Raw genomic sequence first — 19,647 nt, forward strand, 5'->3', positions numbered from 1 at the left:
TTCAAAATATGGAAACGCAAAAAAACCAAGCTCAGTCTGCGGATAAAATTCCGGCGGGTATGTGGACAAAATGTAAAAAATGCGAGCAAATTCTTCTTCAAAAAGATTATGAAGAAAATCTGTTGGTTTGTCCGAAATGCGGATACTACGGAAGAGTTAATCCTCGTAAAAGAATAGAATTTACCGTGGATAACGGAAGTTTTAAAGAGACCGATAAAAATTTAAAAGCCGTAGATTTTTTAAATTTTCCGGGATACGGCGAGAAAATAAAAAAGTCGCACATAAACGACGCTGTTGTTACCGGCGAAGCTAAAATAGGCGGATATCCGGTAATGCTTGCCGTTATGGATTTTGAATTCATGGGCGGCAGCATGGGCTCGGTAGTGGGCGAAAAAATAGTGCGCGCCATAGAAACGGCTATAGAAAAAAAATATCCCGTTATTATACTTTCGGCGTCGGGCGGAGCAAGAATGCAAGAGGGAATAATATCTCTTATGCAAATGGGTAAAACCAGCGCAGCGCTTGCAAGACTTGCCGAAAAAGGGCTTGCTTATATTTCGGTTTTAACAGACCCTACAACGGGCGGAGTTGCCGCAAGCTACGCAATGCTTGGAGATTTAAATATAGCGGAATCAAAAGCGCTTATAGGTTTTGCCGGTCCAAGAGTTATTGAACAAACTATAAGACAGCAGCTTCCCGAAGGCTTTCAACTTTCAGAGTTTCTTGAAAAACACGGAATGGTTGACATTGTGGCGGAAAGAAAAGATTTAAGAAACGTCTTGATAAAAGCTTTACGATTTTTTGACAAGAAGAAATAATGTTTTTTGACTCTTTAAAAGAATACGAAGGCATGACGCCCGGACTTTCAAGAATAAAAAAATTTCTTAAAGCTTTGGGCGACCCGCATAAAAAGTTAAAATGCGTTCACATCGCCGGAACAAATGCAAAAGGTTCTACGGCGGCGTTTACGGCTTCTATTTTGAAAAACAGCGGCTATAAAACGGCTTTATACACTTCGCCGCATTTAAGGCGCATAACTGAACGCATAAAAATAAACGGCAAAGATATTTCTAAAAAAACTTTTGCCGCAATTGCTGAAAAATATTTGGCTCTTGCCGAAAAATGCAAACTGTCATATTTTGAATATCTTACGGCGATAGCTTTCATATATTTTGCCGCGCAAAAAGTTGATATTGCGGTTATTGAAACGGGGCTTGGCGGGCGGTTTGACGCTACAAATGTTATAACGGATCCGCTTGTTGCAATAATTACTTCGGTAAACATAGACCATGCGGAAATTTTGGGTTCTACAATAAAGAAAATAGCTTTTGAGAAAGCCGGAATAATTAAAAATTCCAAAGTCGTTTGCGGAAAACTTTCCGCGCAGGCTTTAAAAGTAATAAAATGCAAAACAAACCCGTTGGTTTTCGGAAAAGATTTTACCGTAACATATAAAAAACAGTCTCTTCGGTTTGATTACAACGGCTTGAAAGATAATTTGAAAAATTTAAAAATATCTTTATACGGCAAACATCAAATTCAAAACGCTGCAGTTGCCGCTTGCGCAATTGAAGTTTTAAAAAGTAAAGGTTTTGTAATTAAAGATTCAAATATCAAAAAAGGTCTTGCAAAAGCTCAGTGGCCTGCAAGGTTTGATGTCCGAAAAATTAATGGGGCGCAAATTATAATAGACGGCGCGCATAACCCTGAAGCAACAGACGCTTTCATTTCGGCGCTAAAAGATTTTGACGACGGAAACATTAAAAGAACTTTCATATTTGCCGCAATGAAAGAAAAAGATTATACAACGGTTATAAAAAAAATAGTTCCTTACGCCGGAAAAGTTATACTGCCTGCTTTGCGTAACAAAAGAGCGGTTGATACGGAAAAATTAAAGCTCGTGTTTGCAAAATATATTCCGGCGCGCAATATTTTTACCGTAAAAAACGTTAAAGAAAGTTTAAACCTTATCAAAAAAAGAGAAAAAGCAGCGGCGGCAGGCTCTCTGTATTTGGCCGGAGAGTTAATACAACATATAAGAGGATTGTAATGTCAGCGAAATATTATCTTGGCATAGATATGGGCGGAACAAACATTAAAATAGCGATAGTAAACAACAAAGGTTCCATTGTTGAAGAGTCCGTTATTGCAACCGATATAAATGCCAAACCTGAAACAATAGTTAAATCTATAGTTGAAAAAGCTTCCGTTTTAAAAAATTACCGCAATACAAAAACGGCTGGCGTAGGAATTGCCGGCGATGTAGATTGTTTGAAAGGTATTGTCCGCTTTTCTCCTAATTTGCCGAAATGGAAAAAAATTAATTTGAAAGAGATGCTTGAAAAACTAACAAAGAAAAAAGTTTTTGTTGATAACGACGCAAATACGGCGGCAATAGGCGCGTTTTGTCTTGACGTTATGGAAAAATCTTCTAATCTTGTGTGCGTAACTTTGGGCACGGGCGTTGGCGGCGGAATTATTATAAATAAAAAACTTTACATAGGAGCAAGCTGCACCGCCGGAGAAATAGGGCACATTACAATAGACCCTAAAGGCTTGCGCTGCAAATGCGGCAATACCGGCTGTATAGAAACTTTTGTAGGCGCAAAATATCTTTCCGCCTATGCGGCAAAATATTTTAAAGAAAATAAATCGGCCTTAATGGATAAGCTTATTGCAAAAGACTACTCCAAAATTACTCCTAAAATTTTACATGCGGCGGCAGTTAAAGGCGACAAAGTTGCAAAAGCTGTGTGGAACTACGCCGGCGAAAAACTCGGTATTTTAATTTCCGACATTTTAAATTTTATAAACCCCGACACAATAGTTTTATGCGGGGGAATAAGCCATGCCGGAAAATATCTTTTAGACCCTCTGAAAAAAGAGATAGAAAAAAGAGCGTTTAAATCTTCCCGCAAGGCGTGTAAAATTATAGTATCCGGCTACACAAATAAGCTTGGAGTTGTGGGCGCGGCTATGCTTGCCAAACATTCTACAGCTGCAAAACAATAACTTTTCAATGAAAAATCTTTTTAAAACAATTATTATTTTATTTCTTATGTCAGCCGCTTGCCGCGGCGTTTTTTCTTATGAAATAGATATAAAAGCCGACGAGCTTGAATATATTCAGGGAGATAACGTTATAAGAGCTAACGGCAACGTTGTTATGGGCTGGCAGGGAAGGGAAGTTAAAGCCGATTACGTAATGTTTAAAGTTGAAGAAAAAACTATGCACGCAAGCGGAAACGTGCGAATTGAAGAGTCGGGAAACTCTTTTGCCGCTTCAAGCATAGATTACGATTTTGCGCAGGAAACCGGCGACATAAAAGACAGCGTAGTAAACGCTTCAATAATATTTATGCACGCAAAAGAGATGACGCGCTATAAAGACGACGCAAAAGACGCTTACGCTATAAGACACGTAACTCTTTCAAACTGCGATTTAGACGACCCTCACACGTGTTTTAGAGCCAGAACCGGTAAAATTGTTTTAGGCGAAAGAGTTACTATTTACAACCCTGTGCTGTATATAGGTAAAGTTCCTATTTTTTATCTGCCGTTTATAACAAAATCTCTCAAGGGCGGCGGCGGGTTTGAAATGGGAAATTTTAAATATACTTTTGAGCCCGGATACACAAATGAAGGCGGCTTTTCAATAAAAAATACTCTTGCATATAAATTCAGCAATGCAATTACGCTTAAAGGTTTTTACGATTATCTCGGCAGCAGAGGAAACGGTTACGGCGGAGAGTTTAATTATTTTACAAATAACGCCAAGGGAAGTATTTACGCATATAAAATTAACGACCGTTTTGCGAATATGGAACGCTGGACGGTGCGCCCATATTATTGGCAGCGCATAAATAAAGAGTGGACTATACAATCTCAGGCGGAGCTGATAAGCGACAACAGTTTTAACAATTATTACAATCAAGGCGACTGGAACAGAACTCTTAACAGATTATACTCTTACGCGGCTCTTACCAGACAAGGGCAAAGCACAAATTTACTTATTGCCTTACAGCGTCATGACAACTACAACGGAATAGAATACGTTACCGAGCAAATGTCTTTGCCTCAGGTCAATTTTACTTATTATCCGAAAAAAATATTTTTAGGAATAACGCACAGTTTTAATTTGCTTTACGACAATAATTACAGAGAATATTCCACAGGCAATCTTTTCTACAAAAATACCGCGGCGGCAAATTACAACCTTACAAAAGATTTTAGAATAGGAAAAAGGCTTACGTTAAAACCTGCTCTCACAATATCCGAAGAATGGTATGACAGAGACAATCAGGGATATTACGACCACACATTTTTAACAAAATATACAAGTTCGCTTAATTCAAGGCTTCGCGTAACAAGCTGGATGGATTGGAATTTCAACTATTCGGCAAGAATGCGCGCTGAAAAAAATTCTCTTGCAATAGATTCTTCGGCAAACGATTACGGTTTGGAAGCTAATCATCTTGCTTATACTAATTATATGTATATAGGCTCAAGAACTACCGTAAGAAACACGCTTTCGTATAATTTTATGAATTATAGAACGCCATACTCGCCGTCTGACAATAATCTTTACAGAACGCCGCAGACTTCTTCAAGATGGTCGCCGCTTGCAACTGAAATTATTTACACGCCTAAATATTATATTACCGCCTACATCAGACAAACGCAGCTTATAGATCCGCTGAAATTTCAGGCGTTGCAAGTTGATTTGCAAATAGGCTCGCTTGAAAAAATGTATTTTAATTTCGGCGTGTTTTATCAGTATTACGACGACCCCGTTATGTCTTACCGCTCAAAGGAAATAGACAATACCATAGGGTTTGGCTTATGGGTTACGCCGAAATGGAGAATAGATTATAATATACGCACAACGTCGCGCTTGGATTTAACTTATTCAAGGCTTAACGATCACGAATTTAAATTATACAGAGATTTGCATTGTTACAATTTAGGACTTACATGGAGAGTCAGAAACTCTTACAACGAAGTGTTTTTTAAATTTGACATGAAAACAAATACGCCTTTTGACAGGCGCAACCTTGAAAAAGAGATGAGCGAAGATGAAGAAATATTCTATCCGTGGCGTTAAAAGTTTTATAAATAATATGTTATAATAACAGCGGAAAATTTTAAAATTTAGGGAGATAAAAAATCATGAAATTGTTTGTTACCGGCGGCGCGGGGTTTATAGGTTCAAATTTTATAAGACACATTTTATCTAAATATCCTAACTACAAAATTATTAATTACGATAAACTGACCTACGCCGGAAATTTAAAAAATCTTAAAGACATTGCAAAAAATAAAAATTATAAATTTGTAAAAGGCGATATCTGTAATTACAAATTTGTAAACAAATACATAAAAGACGTTGACGCCATAATAAATTTTGCCGCTGAAACGCACGTTGACCGTTCTATAGCAAACGCCGACGCTTTTGTTAAAACAAACGTCAACGGCACTTTCACTCTTCTTGAAGCCGCAAAAGCAAATAAAATAAAAAAATACCTTCAAGTTTCTACCGACGAAGTTTACGGCAGCATTTTGAAAGGTTCTTTTACCGAAGAATCTTATATTTGCCCAAACAGCCCGTATTCCGCTTCTAAGGCGTCCGCAGACATGCTTTGCCGCGCGTATTTTGTAACTTACGGCTTTCCTGCCATGATTACAAGATGTTCTAACAATTACGGACCTTACCAGTACCCAGAAAAAGTTATTCCGTTATTTATTTCAAACGCGCTTAAAAATAAAAACCTTCCGCTTTACGGCGACGGGAAAAACGTCCGCGACTGGCTTTATGTTGAAGATCACTGCCGCGCAATAGACATAGTTTTGCATAAGGGCAAAGCCGGCGAGGTTTACAATATCGGCGGCGGTCAGGAACTTTCAAACATAGAACTTACAAAAAAGATTTTAAAAATTTTAGAAAAGCCCGAAACTTTAATTAAAAGAGTTGCGGACAGATTAGGTCATGACAGAAGATATTCCATAAACTACAACAAAATAAAAAAATTAGGTTATAAACCGCAGTTTACATTTGAAAAAGCCATTAAAGAAACAGTAAAATGGTATAAAGAAAATAAGTAGCAATCTATTTTTATGCGGCAGATTTCAAATATCTGCCGCTATAACGGCTTAAACACTTCAGTCTTACACATCTTTGGCTTACACATCTTAGGAAAACTGAAAGTAAACTTTTAAATTTAAAGGCTTTACTTGAAACGTTTTAAAAACTCAAAACCGGCATTACGCTCAAAAGGGCAATCTCTTGTAGAAGCGGCTTTATTTATGCCGTTAATAGTGTTTTTTCTTTTTGCAGTTGTTTGGTTTGCGCGGGTTGCGCTTACATGGCAGCAGCTTACGGGCGCCGCTCGCTACGGCACAGATTTATTAGTTTATACTCGCTACAGCGAAGACACTATAAAAGGTTTCATAATAAACTATCTTTGCCACAGCTCAAATATAGGCAGAACGCTTGACAGAGAAAAACTAAACGTAGTCGTAAAAGCTAACGATTCTCAAAAACTTGATTACTCTTTGTCATTGGATAATATAGCTAATTTTAGCCCTACGGAACTTGTAAAGCTTAAAGATTCTTTGTTGGCTGTAAATTTAAAAAAGTCATATGTAGAGCTTGTATATACTTATAAAATTCCGCCAATACTTAAATTTACAGGCAGGGAAAATATAGAAATTAAAGCGCGTTCCGAAATTTTGTCCGGTACGGGAAGTTCCAGCGAGACAAAGCGCGCAAACTAAGGAGAATGTAATGTTAAACTTCGGTTGGGTTAAAAGACACAAAGGTCAGGGAATGGTGGAGTATATTTTGATAGTGGCAGTTGTGGTAGGGATTGTGTTTGCTGTATATAAAACTTTAGGAAGCACAATTAAGGGGCAGTTTGAAAAAGCAACAGAAGTAGTTGAAACTGCAGACGTTGAGTAAGGCGGATAATTTGTAAAGAGTATAGCGTATAGCATATAATTACAAAAATGGAGAAAACAATGAAAAAGGCATTATTTGCATTGGTTTTAGTTTTTGCCGCGGCAAATGTTTTTGCAGATAATTTATATCTCAATAACGGTGAAGTGTTGGACGGCAAAATAATTCAGGAAACAGCTGATTCTTATCTTTTTCAACAGGGCTCGTCTTGGAAGCAAATTAAAAAAACGGATGTTACTTTTGCAGGTAACGTTGCGGCTAATAATTCTTCCGGCATACCTGATATTGACTTAATTTTAAAGTTAGGCACAGATTTATCAGGCAAAACATTTTTGGGAAGCAAAAACGATGTTGGAACTTTATATGACAAACCTAAACAATTTCATATTGCTCTTGAGTTGGATTTCAAAGCATTTAAGAATATTTATTTAGGCTTTGGCGCAGGAATAAATCCTTCCACTAATCTTGACGGAAAAGCAGTCTATTACACGGATATACCATATTACTTGATTGCAAAATTTAAGCAAAGCATAGGGGAAAATAAAAACGTTTACGTGTCGGGAAATATAGGTTCTCATTCTTTAACGTTTAAGGGAAGTCCGGGAGTTGATCCTGGATATGATGTAAGCAATAAAATGCCTCTTTATTATGGAATTAATGCCGGAGTTGAGTTAAGCGACCTAATATTAGAACTTGCTTTTCTTTCATCTATGGGAGAGCTTAGCTCTGAAGAGGCGAATACAGGTGGTTGGGGAGTTGTTCGCAATAGCTATGATTTCCTAAGCCAGAGCGTAGTATTTTCAATAGGTTATAAAATATTTTAAGGAACTTTAAACTAATATGAAAAAAACAGTTTTACTTGCCGCTGTTTTTGCGGTGTTTGCCGCTTTGTTTGCGTTTTTGTTTTTTAACGGTATAGAAACAAAATACAAAACTCTTGCGGAGCCCGTAAAAGTTTTAGTTGCAAATCAGAGAATAGTTCAGGGAACGGTTATCCGCGCGGATATGCTTGCCGTAAAAGCTGTTCCTAAAGAATATGTTCAGCCTAAAGCGTTTGCAAACGCCTCGTCGCTTTTTACAAAAGACGGAGCGCCCTTGTATATTGCTCTTAACGCCATTGAGTCTGGGGAACAAATCCTTTCAACAAAAGTATCCCAAACAAATTCCGACACGGGAGTTTCAAGCATAATTCCCGACGGTAAAAAAGCGCTTGTGGTAAGTTTTGACAATGACATTTCGGGAATAACTCCAGGCAGCAGAATAGACGTTTTAAGCATTATAGAGTATGCCGATACAAACAAACAATTTAACGAAGCGGCGTATGTAATAGCGCAGGATATTCTTGTTTTAGCCGTCGGAGAAAATTATCTGGGCGCGGCAAGAAAAACCGGCGAACAAGATTCTTCCAAGAAGTCTGCGGTAACGCTGTCTGTAAGTATTGAAGAGGCGCAAAGCATTCTTCTTGCCGACGAAAGGGGAAGTTTAAAGTTTGTTATAAGACCTTCCGGCGACAACGAAGTAATTCCCGTAAAAGCCGTGAAAATTTCAGATATTGTCCGCGATATTTCAAAAACGCAAAGCCAGCCTCAGAAGACACAAAATGTCAGCCGGAAAGAAACGTTAGACATATTAAATAAGTATTCAAACTCTTTAAACAGGTAAAAATGTTTTTAATATCGCCCGCAATATCTATATTTTACAGAGCGTTAATTGCAAACGGACTTTCCTGCGTTGCCTCAAACGGCAGCGCGGAAAGTATAGTTGTAGATTTTTCCGTGCCGGGCAACGAAGCGTTTTGGTCTGTTTATAAAAACGGAATAAAATACGTTGAAGATATTTTGCCTGCGCTTGCGGGAATAAATTCTAAAATGCTTAAAAGTTTTTTATGCCCCCAAGGCGCAAATTTGGTCTTGGGGTTTAAAGAAAAAACTATAAACGATATTCCGGTTGAGAGCGTTTTATATCTTATCAATGCTCTTAACGAGGAGTTTAAATATGTTTTTATAGTTTTGCCGGATGAAAATAAAACCGCGTCGCTTGAACTTGTTAAAAGAGCAAAATGCGTTTTTCTTCCGTTTATGTCCGACACGGTCTCTTCAAAAGCCGCTATGCTTTTGTCTGGTTTTTATCTTGCCAATTGCAGCTTAAAACCTCGTATTTTGCCTCTAAAACTTGATACAGGCCACAACTTCCATTCGGAAACGGTTTTAAAGACAAACGATTTATTCAAAAACTCTCTCTCGGCGGATTTTAACGCCGACATTCAGGAACAAATTATATCTCCAAGATATTCCTACAGAGATAAAAACAGTTCTCTTGCCGCGTCTTATAAAACGGCTCTTGAGTTTTGCGACAATGCTAAATATGAAGTTGAAACTTCAAAAGAAGATAAAGATAAATTTTTTCAAAATGAAAGCGTATATACAGATTTAAGAAACTCCATTCACGCAAAACTTGTGGACGAAATGAAAGCCTATGCGGACGAAACGGATTCTGAAAAATTAAAACAAACCGCAAAAACAAAAATAGATGAAATAGTCCAAAAACTAAATTTAAAAATTCCCAAAGAGATATACGAAAAACTTTTAAAAGAACTTGGCGACGATGTGGCAGGTCTTGGCGTGCTTGAAGATTTTTTAAAAGACGAAAAAATTACGGAAATAATGGTTAATGGCTATAACAGCATATACATTGAAAAAGCGGGCAAACTTACCGAAACCGGCGTAACATTTCCCGACGAAAAAAGGCTTAAAACCGTAATAGACAGAATAGTTTCGCAAATAGGAAGACACGTTGACGAAGCCTCGCCCATTGTGGACGCAAGGCTTAAAGACGGCTCAAGAGTAAACGCCGTTATAAGACCTATTTCTCTTAACGGCCCCGTTCTTACAATAAGAAAATTTCTAAAAAATAAATTATCCGCAGATTCGCTTGTAAGCTCGGGTAGCATCTCTGCCGAAATGGTAGAGTTTTTAAAAATTGCCGTTCTCTTAAAAAGAAACATAATAATTTCCGGCGGAACGGGCACGGGGAAAACTACGCTGCTTAACGCCGTGTCTTCTTTCATAGGCGCGCAGGAAAGGCTTGTTACAATAGAAGATTCCGCAGAACTTCAACTTCAGCAAAAACACGTTGTGCGCATGGAAAGCAGGCCAAAATCAACCGAAGGAACGGGCGAAGTAAGCATAAGACGCCTTGTTGTAAACGCATTAAGAATGCGCCCCGACAGAATAATAGTAGGCGAGTGCCGCTCTGGAGAAGCGTTAGACATGATTCAGGCAATGTCCACAGGGCACGAAGGCAGCATGACAACGCTTCACGCAAACTCTCCGCAAGACGCCGTTTCAAGACTTGTTACAATGGTTTTAATGTCGGGAATGGAGCTGCCGGAACGGTCTATAGTGTCGCAAATAGCGTCGGCAATAAACGTAATAGTGCAGCTTACAAGATATTCCGACGGGTCAAGAAAAATATCGTCAATATCCGTTTTAAATAAAACCGAAAACGATAAACTTTACGAAATAAAACCGGTGTTCCGGTTTGAACTTACCGGGCTTGAAAACGGCGCGCAAAAAGGGGAATTTAAAGCTTCGGGCTTTATTCCTGATTTTATAAAAGACGCGTCAAAACGCGGCGTAAAAATAGATTTGGAGATTTTTAAATGATAAAAATTTTAGCGTTAGCCGCATGCTTAGGCGCGGTTGTTTTTTGCGCGGCGCAGCTTATAATTTCAACCGTAAAATTAAAAAATAAAAAAGACGCAAAAAACGGGAAGAAACGTGAAAATATAAAAGAACAATTATCTTTTAAAAATATGGATTTTAAGAGAAAAAGAGTTGTTATTTCTCTTATAGTTTTTTTAGGAGTTTTAATACTTCTGCAAAATATTATATTCGGGTTTATAGCAGCCGGGCTTTACGTTTATTTTGACTGGTATTTAAGAGATAAAAACGCAAAAAAACTTGCAGCTCTTATAGATAAGCAGGTTATAGAGGCTCTTACGGTTATAAAAAATGCGGTTCAATCCGGACAATCTCTTCAAACCGCCATGGGCACAGCCGGAGAGGAATTAAAAGAGCCTATAAAAAGCGAGTTTGTAAAAATGTCCGACAATTTGGCTTTAGGCGTAAGCTTTGAGAAAATTTTAACGGACGCGGCGGCAAATTCTCCAAGCAAAGAATTTCGCTTGATGATAGACACAATAAAAATTTCAAAAGACACAGGCTCAAGTTTAGCGGGAATTTTTGACCGCATTATAGACGCAACTTCGCAGAGAGTTGCAATAGGGGCTAAAGTAACCGCTCTTACCGCGCAAGGCAGAATGTCCGGAAACGTGGTAAGCGTAATTCCGTTTGTGGTAATTTTAATGATGTACACAATAGAACCGGATATGATGGCTTCGCTGTTTAACACCATAGCCGGAAATATTTTATTGTTAATAGTTGTGGCTATGGTTTTGGCGGGCTCTTTTGTAATAAGAAAAATAACGGAGATAGATTTTTAAATGATTATACTATTAATAACTCTTACAATCGGCGCGGCTGCTTTTTTTACGGTTGATTATATTCTCGGCGGCATTAAACTTATGCAAACCGAAGGCAAAGTTACAAATGCCGTTCAAAAAAAGAAAACTAAAAGCTTTTTGCAACCCGTTCTTTTGCGTTTGGCGGATGATTTAGGAAAGCTGCTTACAAAAATTACTCTAAAACAATTTAAAGATTATACAAGTAAAATAGAAGTAAATTTGAAAACTCTCGGCGGGGATTGGGGGAAATTAAACGCTTACCAGTTTGTATCCGTGCAAATTTTCGCGGGTATCGGCGGTATGCTTTTTTGCGCGCTTTTTATAAGTATGGATTTATTTTTAATGTTAATTGTCGGCGCCGTAGCGTTTGTTTTGCCGCAGGTAAAAGTTAAAGAAGCCGTAAAAAAACGCAGAGAACTTATATTTAAGCAGCTTCCGGATACCGCAGATTTGCTTTCTGTTATGCTTGACGCAGGTTCGGATTTTTTTAGCGCGGCAGATAAAGTTACCGATATTTTAAAAGGACCGTTATCCGACGATTTTAAAAACGCTCTTGCAAAAATAGCTTTAGGCTACGATAAAAAAACCGCTCTTACCGAAATGGCGCGGCAATCTAACGTAGAACAGCTTGGCTTTTTTGTCCGCACAATAAATATGGCGCTTGACGCCGGCGTTGGAATGGCCGACACGTTAAAAAGGCTCGCCGTTCAAATGAGAAGCGAACGCGCGTCCGCAGCAGAAAAAAAAGCTCAGGAAGCGCCGATAAAAATGCTCATCCCGTTAGTTCTTCTTATATTTCCCACAATATTTATAGTAATATTCGGCCCCATCGTAATCAACTTCGTTAAAACCGGCGGATTTTAATTATTGTTCTATAATATGCTATAATTCTTTAGATTTAAAAAACATAAAGGAGAATGAAATGTTTTGCAAAAGACTGTTGCAGTTGTTTGTTTCCGCGATGTTTGTTTTTGTTTCTGTTTCGCTGTCTTACGCAGTTGACAGGTATGACCTTATAAAAGGTTACAGAGTAAACGGTATGGGCGGCGCGTTTACCGCTGTTGCCGACGATGAAAATGCATTTTTCTACAATCCTGCCGGAATAACTCAAAGAGACGGTTATTTGCTTCAAATTATATCCATAGACGCGCAAATTCAGGATATGAACTTTTTCACAAAGCGTTTCAAAGACATATCTAATTTTGACAATCTTCCTTTAGATGAGCAGCTTGATCTTTTAAAACAATCGCCAAGCATAAGCTTGTCGCTGCCTAATCTTTCTTTCCTTACCGCTCCTATTGCAGTTGGAAACAACTACTTGTCTTTCGGAGCCGGAATATTTGCTTCAGGGGAAGCAAGCTTTAAATTTGATTTATCGGCAACGCGCATGTATGTTGATTTTAACATAAGCGGAACGGGCTTTTTTGCAGTTCCCGTTGCGTATCAGATAACAGACCTTAGCGCAATTGACTTGCCCGGAAAACTTTCTATCGGCGCAAATTTTAAATATATTGAAAGAATTAAAGCTTCCGCATATTTTGATTCGGACGAATGGGACAATATGTCTTCAAAATATTTTTACGGCACAGGCTTTGGCGCAGACCTTGGACTTCTTTACACTTTCACTAAAGAGTTAAATTTCGGTTTGCAAGTAAAAGACGTGTGGGGAACTAAAATAAAATACGATTCTTCTTCGGCAAGCTCTACGGGCACCACAGATTACTCAAATTATGAAGAAACAATAAAGCCTATGCTTAACTTCGGCGTATCTTATGTTCCCGAAAGAATATTTAATATAGAAACAAACAATAGGCTTACTCTTGCGGCAGATATCAGAGATTTTGCAGGGTCAGACAACGAGCCCGACGGAGAATTTTATAAAAAACTTCACGTAGGCGCGGAATACAGATTCAGTCCGTTTGCGTTAAGATTAGGATTGAACTCGGGAAATATCGCATTTGGACTTGGAATTGAAACAAACGGATTCCAGCTTGCATATGCATATTTCGGCCAAGATTCGCAGTATTCAAGCGAAACAGCGTGGGTTAATCAGTTCACTTTGGCATTTAAAGTGGGTCACCAAACAGGCAGACTTTTCGGCAAAGATATAGCTGCTAAAAAAGCTTTGGAAGCGGCGAACAAACCTGCTGAAGAAGTAAACCAGAAACCTGCAGAAGCGACGGCGCCGACCTCGGAACATTCACAAGAAGAAAAGAAATAATTTAAAATAAAAAAAGCCGAACAGGAAATATTTCCTGTTCGGCTTTTTTTATTTTATGTTTAAACAACTTTTATTATAGTTCCGGATATTGATTCTTTATTTCCAATGGAAACTACCGCAACCTTATGGTTTAAAATATTATCAATTACTTCATATCCCGGTTTACCGTGCGCCATATTAACAAGTTTTAAAATTTCAGGCGCCGCAACGGCTTCAAGAATATTTGAATCTTTTGTAAAATCTTTTTTTAGAAATTCCTGCGTGCTGTCGTAAGCGTAAACTATATTGTTTGCGGAATTTAAAATTATAAACGCCAAATGCTTGCTGCCCGAAAGGCTGAAATAATATTCTATTATTTCGCTTAAGTTTTCATTATTATTTTCAAGAGCCGTTATTTGCCTGTTATATTTTTCATTTTCCGTTACAAAAATATCTGTTATCTCGTCGTATTTGCCGTCCTTTATGTCTTGCGCCGATTGTTTTTCCAAAGCTTTTTTAGTTCTGTTAAAGGGCAGCAAAACAAAAAGTTTTGCAAGCAAGTATAAAATAACGGCTATCAAAAGCGCCGCCGCAGAACCTATTGTGTAGTATCTTATTTTAAGAGTTTTTGCAATGTCTTTATCAGTTAAAACGCAAATAAGCGTATTTTCTTTTGCAAGAGGAACCGATAAAAGAGTCTCTCCGGACTGCGGCAAATTTCTTTGGAACAAAACGTCTTTGGAATCTCTCGCCGCATCGTAAGGCGCGCCTGTTTTTAGCGTGTGAATTTCGTCGGCTATATTATGTATAATAACATTGTTGTTTTTATCAAGTATAAATACCGCCGCCACGCTTTTAGTTTTTTTAAGAGTCTCCATATTATATATAAGCGCTATGTCGTCGGAATTTTCAAGGTTTTTATTTATTTGCGGCAAAACTTTATAAATTGCATTTTTAATTTTCTCGTCGGAAAGAGCTCGGGCGTCAGCCGTTTCAAACTTTATTAAAACGTTGCTCAATAAAAAAAACAATCCGGCTGTGGCCGCAAAAGTAAAAAACGTTAAGGCGAAAATATTTTTTTTCATTTTACGTTATCCTTTTGAAATAAATATATCTTTGCTTATTATACAAAATTAAAGGCGCATATGAAAAAACTTAAAATTTTGCAGGCAAAAACTTTTTTGGAAAGATTTTGCGGATTTATGTTTAAAGAAAATGCCGGCTACGCGTTGTTTTTTAAAAACTGCACGTCTGTTCACACATTTTTTATGAAATTCAATATAAATGTAGTTTTTTTAAATAAAAAAAATGAAATTATATCTATTAAAAAGAACGTTAGACCCTGGCGGCTGGTTTTACCGGTGAAAAATGCCGTTTCAATACTTGAAATTCCAACAGAAATTGCTCCAAAAAACGCTGAAAATCTAAAGAAAAGTTTAAATTTGCGTAAATTTGCAGTCAAAATGAAAAAATGATATAATTTCAAAGATTTTTAAACTTTACAAGGACACGTGAAATGGAAAATAACCAACAGCCTCAAACAGCAGCCCCAATAGAACAAATTATGCAGCAAAGAAAGCAAAAAGCGATAGATTTAGCGGCGCAGGGAATAAATCCTTATCCCGCCAAATACGCGCTTGATAAAAATATAGACATTTTGCAAAAAGAGTTTTCTTCCCTTGAAAAAGAACAAGTTTCGGATATAAAAGTAAAAGCAGCCGGCAGAGTTATGACTTATAGAAACATGGGAAAAGCCGCGTTTTTAGATTTGCGCGACGGAACGGGGAAAATTCAAATTTACATTCGCGCGGATAAAGTAGGCGCGGATAAATATAAACTTTTTAAAGATATGGTGGACTTGTCGGATATTATAGCCGTTGAAGGCGTGCCTTTTCGCACAAGAACCAACGAATTAAGCATTATGGTTGAAAGCTGGAGCATGCTTACAAAAGCCTTCAGACCTCTTCCCGAGAAATGGCACGGTCTTAAAGATACGGAAACAAGATACAGACAAAGATATCTTGATTTAATAGCAAATGCCGACGTAAAAGACGTATTTGTAAAAAGAGCGGCGATAATTTCCGCAATAAGACACAAGCTTGAAGAGTTAAACTTTATTGAAGTGGAAACGCCTACGCTTCAGTCTTTAGCCGGCGGCGCCAACGCAAGACCTTTTGTAACGCATCACAACGCGTTAGATATAAATTTATTTTTAAGAATAGCGCCGGAACTTTATTTAAAAAGATTGGTTGTCGGCGGCATAGACAGAGTTTTTGAAATCGGAAGAAATTTCAGAAATGAGGGAATAGATAAAAATCATAACCCTGAATTTACAATGTTAGAGCTTTATCAAGCATATGCCGATTATAACGACATGATGGACATAACCGAAACGCTTATAAAAACGGCGGCGGCAAAAATAGGTTCTACCGTAAATTTGGAATTTAGAAGAGCCAAAATGTTTGACTTAATAAAAGAATACACAGGGCTTGAGCTGCTTCAATACGTTGAAACGGGGAAAATGTATGAGCAGGTAAAACATTTAAATCTTGACGTGTCTCCGGAAGCTGCCGATAAAAAAGTTTTAGACCAGCTTTTTGATGAAAAAGTAATTCCGCATTTACAAACTCCGACGTTTGTTATGGATTATCCGGCGGTTTACTCGCCGTTGTCAAAAGTTAAATTTGATCAGCCCGAAATTGCTGAAAGATTTGAGCTATACATTAACGGAATGGAAATAGGCAACGCTTACTCCGAACTTAACGACCCTGAACTTCAAAGAAAAAGATTTTCAGAGCAAATGGAAGCAAAGAAAAAAGGCGACGACGAAGTTATGCCTTACGACGAAGATTTTATTTTCGCTCTTGAACAGGGACTTCCTCCCACAGGCGGGCTTGGCATAGGCATAGATAGACTTGTAATGATTTTAACAAAGACCGAATCAATAAGAGAAGTGCTAACATTTCCCGCAATGAGACCGGAATAATGTTTGAAGATATGATGTTATGATGATATGAGGATAAGCAAAAACAAGTTTTATACCTATTGTCCTAACGTCTTATCATCTTGTCTCTAAAAGGAATTTATGTCCGTAGAAACGTTTATTGCATTTAGATATTTAAAGGCGCGCAAAAAAGGTTTTTTTTCGCTGCTTACAACTTTAATAGCTGTGGGCGGAACAACTTTGGGCGTTGCGGCTCTTGTTATAACGCTTGCAATAATGAGCGGTTTTCAAAACGATATAAGAAATAAAATTTTAGGCATACAGCCGCACATAATAGTAAACAGAATAGACGGCGCGGCGTTTACAAACTACGCCGCTCTTGAAGACGTAATAAAAGAAAATAAAAACGTCGTCAGCTTTTCGCCGTTTATTTACGTAAACGGAATTATAAGAAGCCAAAATTCGCCCGCCTCCACGGGCATAGTAATAAAAGCCGTAGATTTTGCTTGCGAAGATAAAATGGTAAATCTTTCAAAGCAAATATCGGTTTCGGATTTGTCTTTTGATAAAAAAAATATCGGCGCAAGAAATATTATAATAGGCAATGAAATGGCAAAACAAATTTCCGCCACCGCCGGAGACGAAGTAATTCTTATGTTTCCAAGCGGCTTAACGAGCGTTCCTAAAATGTATAAATTTAATGTGGCGGCGGTTATACACTCGGGAATGTATGAGTTTGACTCGTATCTTGCTTTTATGGATTTAAACGAAGCTCAGAAAATGTTTAATATGCAAGGCGAAGTAAGCGGAATAAGCGTTCACACTAAAAATTTTGATAAAGCCGTTTCCACGGCGCACGCTATTGAAAAAGAAATATCCTTTCCTTACAGAGCCAAAGCGTGGATAGAGATGAATAAAAATTTATTCTCGGCGTTAAAACTTGAAAAAATAATGATGTTTTTGGTTTTAGGGCTTATAATTTTGGTGGCGGCGTTTAACATTATTTCAAATCTTTTGTTGCTGAGCGCGCAAAAATCAAAAGAGATAGGCATAATGTCCGCTATGGGGTTTTCTAAAAAATCTATAGCTAAAATTTTCTTCTACGAAGGGCTTATAGTGGGTTTTATAGGAACGGTTTTAGGGTTATTTTTCGGCGTATGCGTAAGTTTAATACTTAAATATTTTGAAATATTCAAACTTCCGCAAGGCGTATATTACGTTGACAGGCTGCCGGTTGCCATAATTCCTTCGGATATTTTACTTATAGCCGCAAGCGCGTTTTTGATAACGGTTCTTGCCGGGCTTTATCCGGCGTATCAAGTGTCAAAGTTAGATCCGCTTGAAGCAATTCGGTACGGATAGAATAAATGAATATTAAAGCTGTCAATTTAACAAAAATTTATAAAAAAAGAGACTCAAAAGACGTTCGCGTTTTGAGCGGTGTTAATCTTAATATTAAATCCGGCGAAACAATAGCTTTTACAGGTCCTTCCGGCGCGGGAAAAAGCACGCTTATACACATTTTAGGACTTATGGACAGACCGTCTTCCGGTAAAGTTTTAATAGACGCAATTGATTGCTTTAAATCAAACGACGCCTACTTGTGCAAAATGAGAAAAGATAACATAGGTTTTATTTTTCAGTTTCATTATCTTCTTTCTGATTTCACGGTTTTAGAAAATATTTTGCTTCCGGTGTGGAACATTAAAGAAACAAAAATAAAAGACGCGGAAAAAATTTTAAAAAAAGTCGGACTGTCGCACAGGGCGGCGCATTTTCCAAACGAACTTTCCGGCGGAGAACAGCAGCGCGCGGCTCTTGCCAGAGCGCTTATAAATAATCCGAAAATTATTTTTGCCGACGAGCCTACGGGAAACCTTGACAGAGCCACGGGAAAAGAAATAGAAAAACTTTTGTTTGCCACAGTGTCTGAAACAAAAGCCACTTTAATTTTGGTAACCCACAACGATAAACTTGCGTTAAAAGCCGACAGAATAATAAAAATGAGAGACGGGAAGGTAACGACAATTAAAAATTAAGAATTGAAAATGGATAATTAATAAAATTTGCAGGTAACAGCATTGTCTCAATTGTATTTTAAAGGGGAAGATGAAATGAAAATTTATCTTGACGGAAAATTAGTTGCAAAAGAAGACGCAAAAATTTCAGTTTTTGATCACGGTTTGCTCTACGGAGACGGAATTTTTGAAGGCATAAGAGCATATAACGGCAGAGTTTTCAGATTAAAAGAGCACCTTGACAGACTTTGGGCGTCTGCAAAAGCTATAAATCTTACAATTCCGTTAAGCAAAATTGATATGGAAAAAGCCGTCATTAAAACGCTTCTTGCAAACAAATTAACCGACGGTTACATAAGACTTTTAGTCACAAGAGGCTGCGGAGATTTAGGACTTGACCCGAGAAAATGCACGCAACCTCCGTCTGTTGTAATAATTACCGACGCTATTTCTTTGTACCCCGATAAACTTTATGAAGAAGGCATGGAAGTTATAACGGCGTCCACAAGAAGAAATCGTCCGGATACTTTAAGCCCTAACATAAAATCGTTGAATTATTTAAACAATATTCTTGCAAAAATGGAAGCTGTTCGCAGCGGCGTTATGGAAGCCATTATACTTAACTCCGAAGGTTACGTTGCAGAATGCACGGGCGATAACATATTTATCATTAAAGACGGAATTCTCTACACTCCTCCGGCTTCCGAGGGCGCCCTTATAGGCATAACCAGAGACGCGGTAATAGAGCTTGCAAAAAATAAACTTAAAATTCAGGTAAGAGAAGAAAAACTCACAATTTACAGCGTTTATAATTCCGATGAATGTTTCTTAACGGGCACTGCTGCGGAAATTATCCCTGTAGTAATTGCAGATTCAAGGGAAATAGGCTCGGGAAAACCCGGCAAGATAACCGTGAAATTAATTAAAGAGTTCAAAAATCTCGCAAGATCTACCGGTATTCCTATAAAATAACGTTACTGTTTGCTTGCGGCGCAGGCAATAGGT

19 protein-coding genes are annotated in these 19,647 nt (G+C 37.9%); 18 read left to right on the forward strand and 1 reads right to left on the reverse strand.

Annotated features, from left to right (window positions below; all coding sequences use genetic code 11):
• The first annotated feature begins 8 nt into the window (after nt 1-8).
• The 13 genes from accD to Epro_RS02275 all read left to right on the forward strand — a co-directional run bounded on the left by accD (nt 9) and on the right by Epro_RS02275 (nt 13,701).
• Complete coding sequence (gene accD, locus Epro_RS02220) at nt 9-818, forward strand: acetyl-CoA carboxylase, carboxyltransferase subunit beta (protein WP_052570173.1); 810 nt, start codon at nt 9-11, stop codon at nt 816-818.
• On the forward strand, nt 818-2,050 hold the full coding sequence (locus Epro_RS02225; RefSeq protein ID WP_052570175.1) for a bifunctional folylpolyglutamate synthase/dihydrofolate synthase: 1,233 nt from the start codon (nt 818-820) through the stop codon (nt 2,048-2,050). The genes accD and Epro_RS02225 overlap by 1 nt, the downstream gene beginning before the upstream one ends.
• Nucleotides 2,050-3,012 carry an ROK family protein gene (locus Epro_RS02230; RefSeq protein ID WP_052570176.1) on the forward strand — a complete coding sequence of 321 codons (963 nt, stop codon included), beginning with the start codon at nt 2,050-2,052 and terminating at the stop codon, nt 3,010-3,012. The genes Epro_RS02225 and Epro_RS02230 overlap by 1 nt, the downstream gene beginning before the upstream one ends.
• Nucleotides 3,013-3,019: 7 nt before the next feature.
• Nucleotides 3,020-5,104 carry an LPS-assembly protein LptD gene (locus Epro_RS02235; protein WP_052570178.1) on the forward strand — a complete coding sequence of 695 codons (2,085 nt, stop codon included), beginning with the start codon at nt 3,020-3,022 and terminating at the stop codon, nt 5,102-5,104.
• A gap of 65 nt (nt 5,105-5,169) precedes the next feature.
• A complete protein-coding gene (gene rfbB / locus Epro_RS02240) occupies nt 5,170-6,102 on the forward strand; it encodes a dTDP-glucose 4,6-dehydratase (RefSeq protein WP_052570179.1) in 933 nt (310 codons plus the stop codon).
• Nucleotides 6,103-6,231: 129 nt separating this feature from the next.
• The gene (locus Epro_RS02245) at nt 6,232-6,774 is read left to right on the forward strand and encodes a TadE family protein (RefSeq protein ID WP_052570181.1); all 543 of its coding nucleotides are present in this window, start codon (nt 6,232-6,234) and stop codon (nt 6,772-6,774) included.
• Nucleotides 6,775-6,784: 10 nt separating this feature from the next.
• Nucleotides 6,785-6,958: a Flp family type IVb pilin gene (locus tag Epro_RS07085; RefSeq protein ID WP_158408986.1), complete on the forward strand. Its 174-nt coding sequence runs from the start codon at nt 6,785-6,787 to the stop codon at nt 6,956-6,958.
• Nucleotides 6,959-7,017: 59 nt separating this feature from the next.
• Nucleotides 7,018-7,779, forward strand: coding sequence for a hypothetical protein (locus tag Epro_RS02250; RefSeq protein ID WP_052570182.1), 762 nt, complete (start codon nt 7,018-7,020; stop codon nt 7,777-7,779).
• Between the two features lie 16 nt (nt 7,780-7,795).
• Entirely contained in the window at nt 7,796-8,617 is an 822-nt protein-coding gene (cpaB, locus tag Epro_RS02255; protein WP_052570184.1) for a Flp pilus assembly protein CpaB, read from the forward strand.
• A gap of 2 nt (nt 8,618-8,619) precedes the next feature.
• On the forward strand, nt 8,620-10,620 hold the full coding sequence (locus Epro_RS02260; protein ID WP_052570186.1) for a TadA family conjugal transfer-associated ATPase: 2,001 nt from the start codon (nt 8,620-8,622) through the stop codon (nt 10,618-10,620).
• The gene (locus Epro_RS02265; protein WP_052570187.1) at nt 10,617-11,459 is read left to right on the forward strand and encodes a type II secretion system F family protein; all 843 of its coding nucleotides are present in this window, start codon (nt 10,617-10,619) and stop codon (nt 11,457-11,459) included. Before Epro_RS02260 ends, Epro_RS02265 begins: the two co-directional genes overlap by 4 nt.
• Nucleotides 11,460-12,344: a type II secretion system F family protein gene (locus Epro_RS02270; protein WP_052570190.1), complete on the forward strand. Its 885-nt coding sequence runs from the start codon at nt 11,460-11,462 to the stop codon at nt 12,342-12,344.
• A 58-nt stretch (nt 12,345-12,402) separates the two neighbouring features.
• Nucleotides 12,403-13,701 (forward strand): OmpP1/FadL family transporter, encoded by a 1,299-nt coding sequence (locus Epro_RS02275; protein ID WP_052570192.1) that lies wholly within the window; start codon nt 12,403-12,405, stop codon nt 13,699-13,701.
• A 59-nt stretch (nt 13,702-13,760) separates the two neighbouring features.
• Here the strand turns inward: Epro_RS02275 and Epro_RS02280 are convergent, their stop codons facing one another.
• Nucleotides 13,761-14,765, reverse strand: a complete 1,005-nt coding sequence (locus tag Epro_RS02280) for a hypothetical protein (protein ID WP_052570194.1) — start codon at nt 14,763-14,765, stop codon at nt 13,761-13,763.
• Nucleotides 14,766-14,825: 60 nt separating this feature from the next.
• Between Epro_RS02280 and Epro_RS02285 the strand changes: the two genes are divergently transcribed.
• The 5 genes from Epro_RS02285 to ilvE all read left to right on the forward strand — a co-directional run bounded on the left by Epro_RS02285 (nt 14,826) and on the right by ilvE (nt 19,614).
• Nucleotides 14,826-15,155, forward strand: coding sequence for a DUF192 domain-containing protein (locus Epro_RS02285; protein WP_052570196.1), 330 nt, complete (start codon nt 14,826-14,828; stop codon nt 15,153-15,155).
• 41 nt (nt 15,156-15,196) lie between these two features.
• Nucleotides 15,197-16,666, forward strand: coding sequence for a lysine--tRNA ligase (gene lysS / locus Epro_RS02290; RefSeq protein ID WP_052570199.1), 1,470 nt, complete (start codon nt 15,197-15,199; stop codon nt 16,664-16,666).
• 99 nt (nt 16,667-16,765) lie between these two features.
• Nucleotides 16,766-17,986, forward strand: a complete 1,221-nt coding sequence (locus tag Epro_RS02295) for an ABC transporter permease (RefSeq protein ID WP_052570200.1) — start codon at nt 16,766-16,768, stop codon at nt 17,984-17,986.
• Nucleotides 17,987-17,991: 5 nt separating this feature from the next.
• Entirely contained in the window at nt 17,992-18,663 is a 672-nt protein-coding gene (locus Epro_RS02300; protein ID WP_052570202.1) for an ABC transporter ATP-binding protein, read from the forward strand.
• Between the two features lie 75 nt (nt 18,664-18,738).
• Nucleotides 18,739-19,614 (forward strand): branched-chain-amino-acid transaminase, encoded by an 876-nt coding sequence (gene ilvE / locus Epro_RS02305; protein ID WP_052570206.1) that lies wholly within the window; start codon nt 18,739-18,741, stop codon nt 19,612-19,614.
• Nucleotides 19,615-19,647 lie beyond the last annotated feature (33 nt).

This window comes from Endomicrobium proavitum (genome assembly GCF_001027545.1).
GTDB classification, from domain to species: domain Bacteria; phylum Elusimicrobiota; class Endomicrobiia; order Endomicrobiales; family Endomicrobiaceae; genus Endomicrobium; species Endomicrobium proavitum.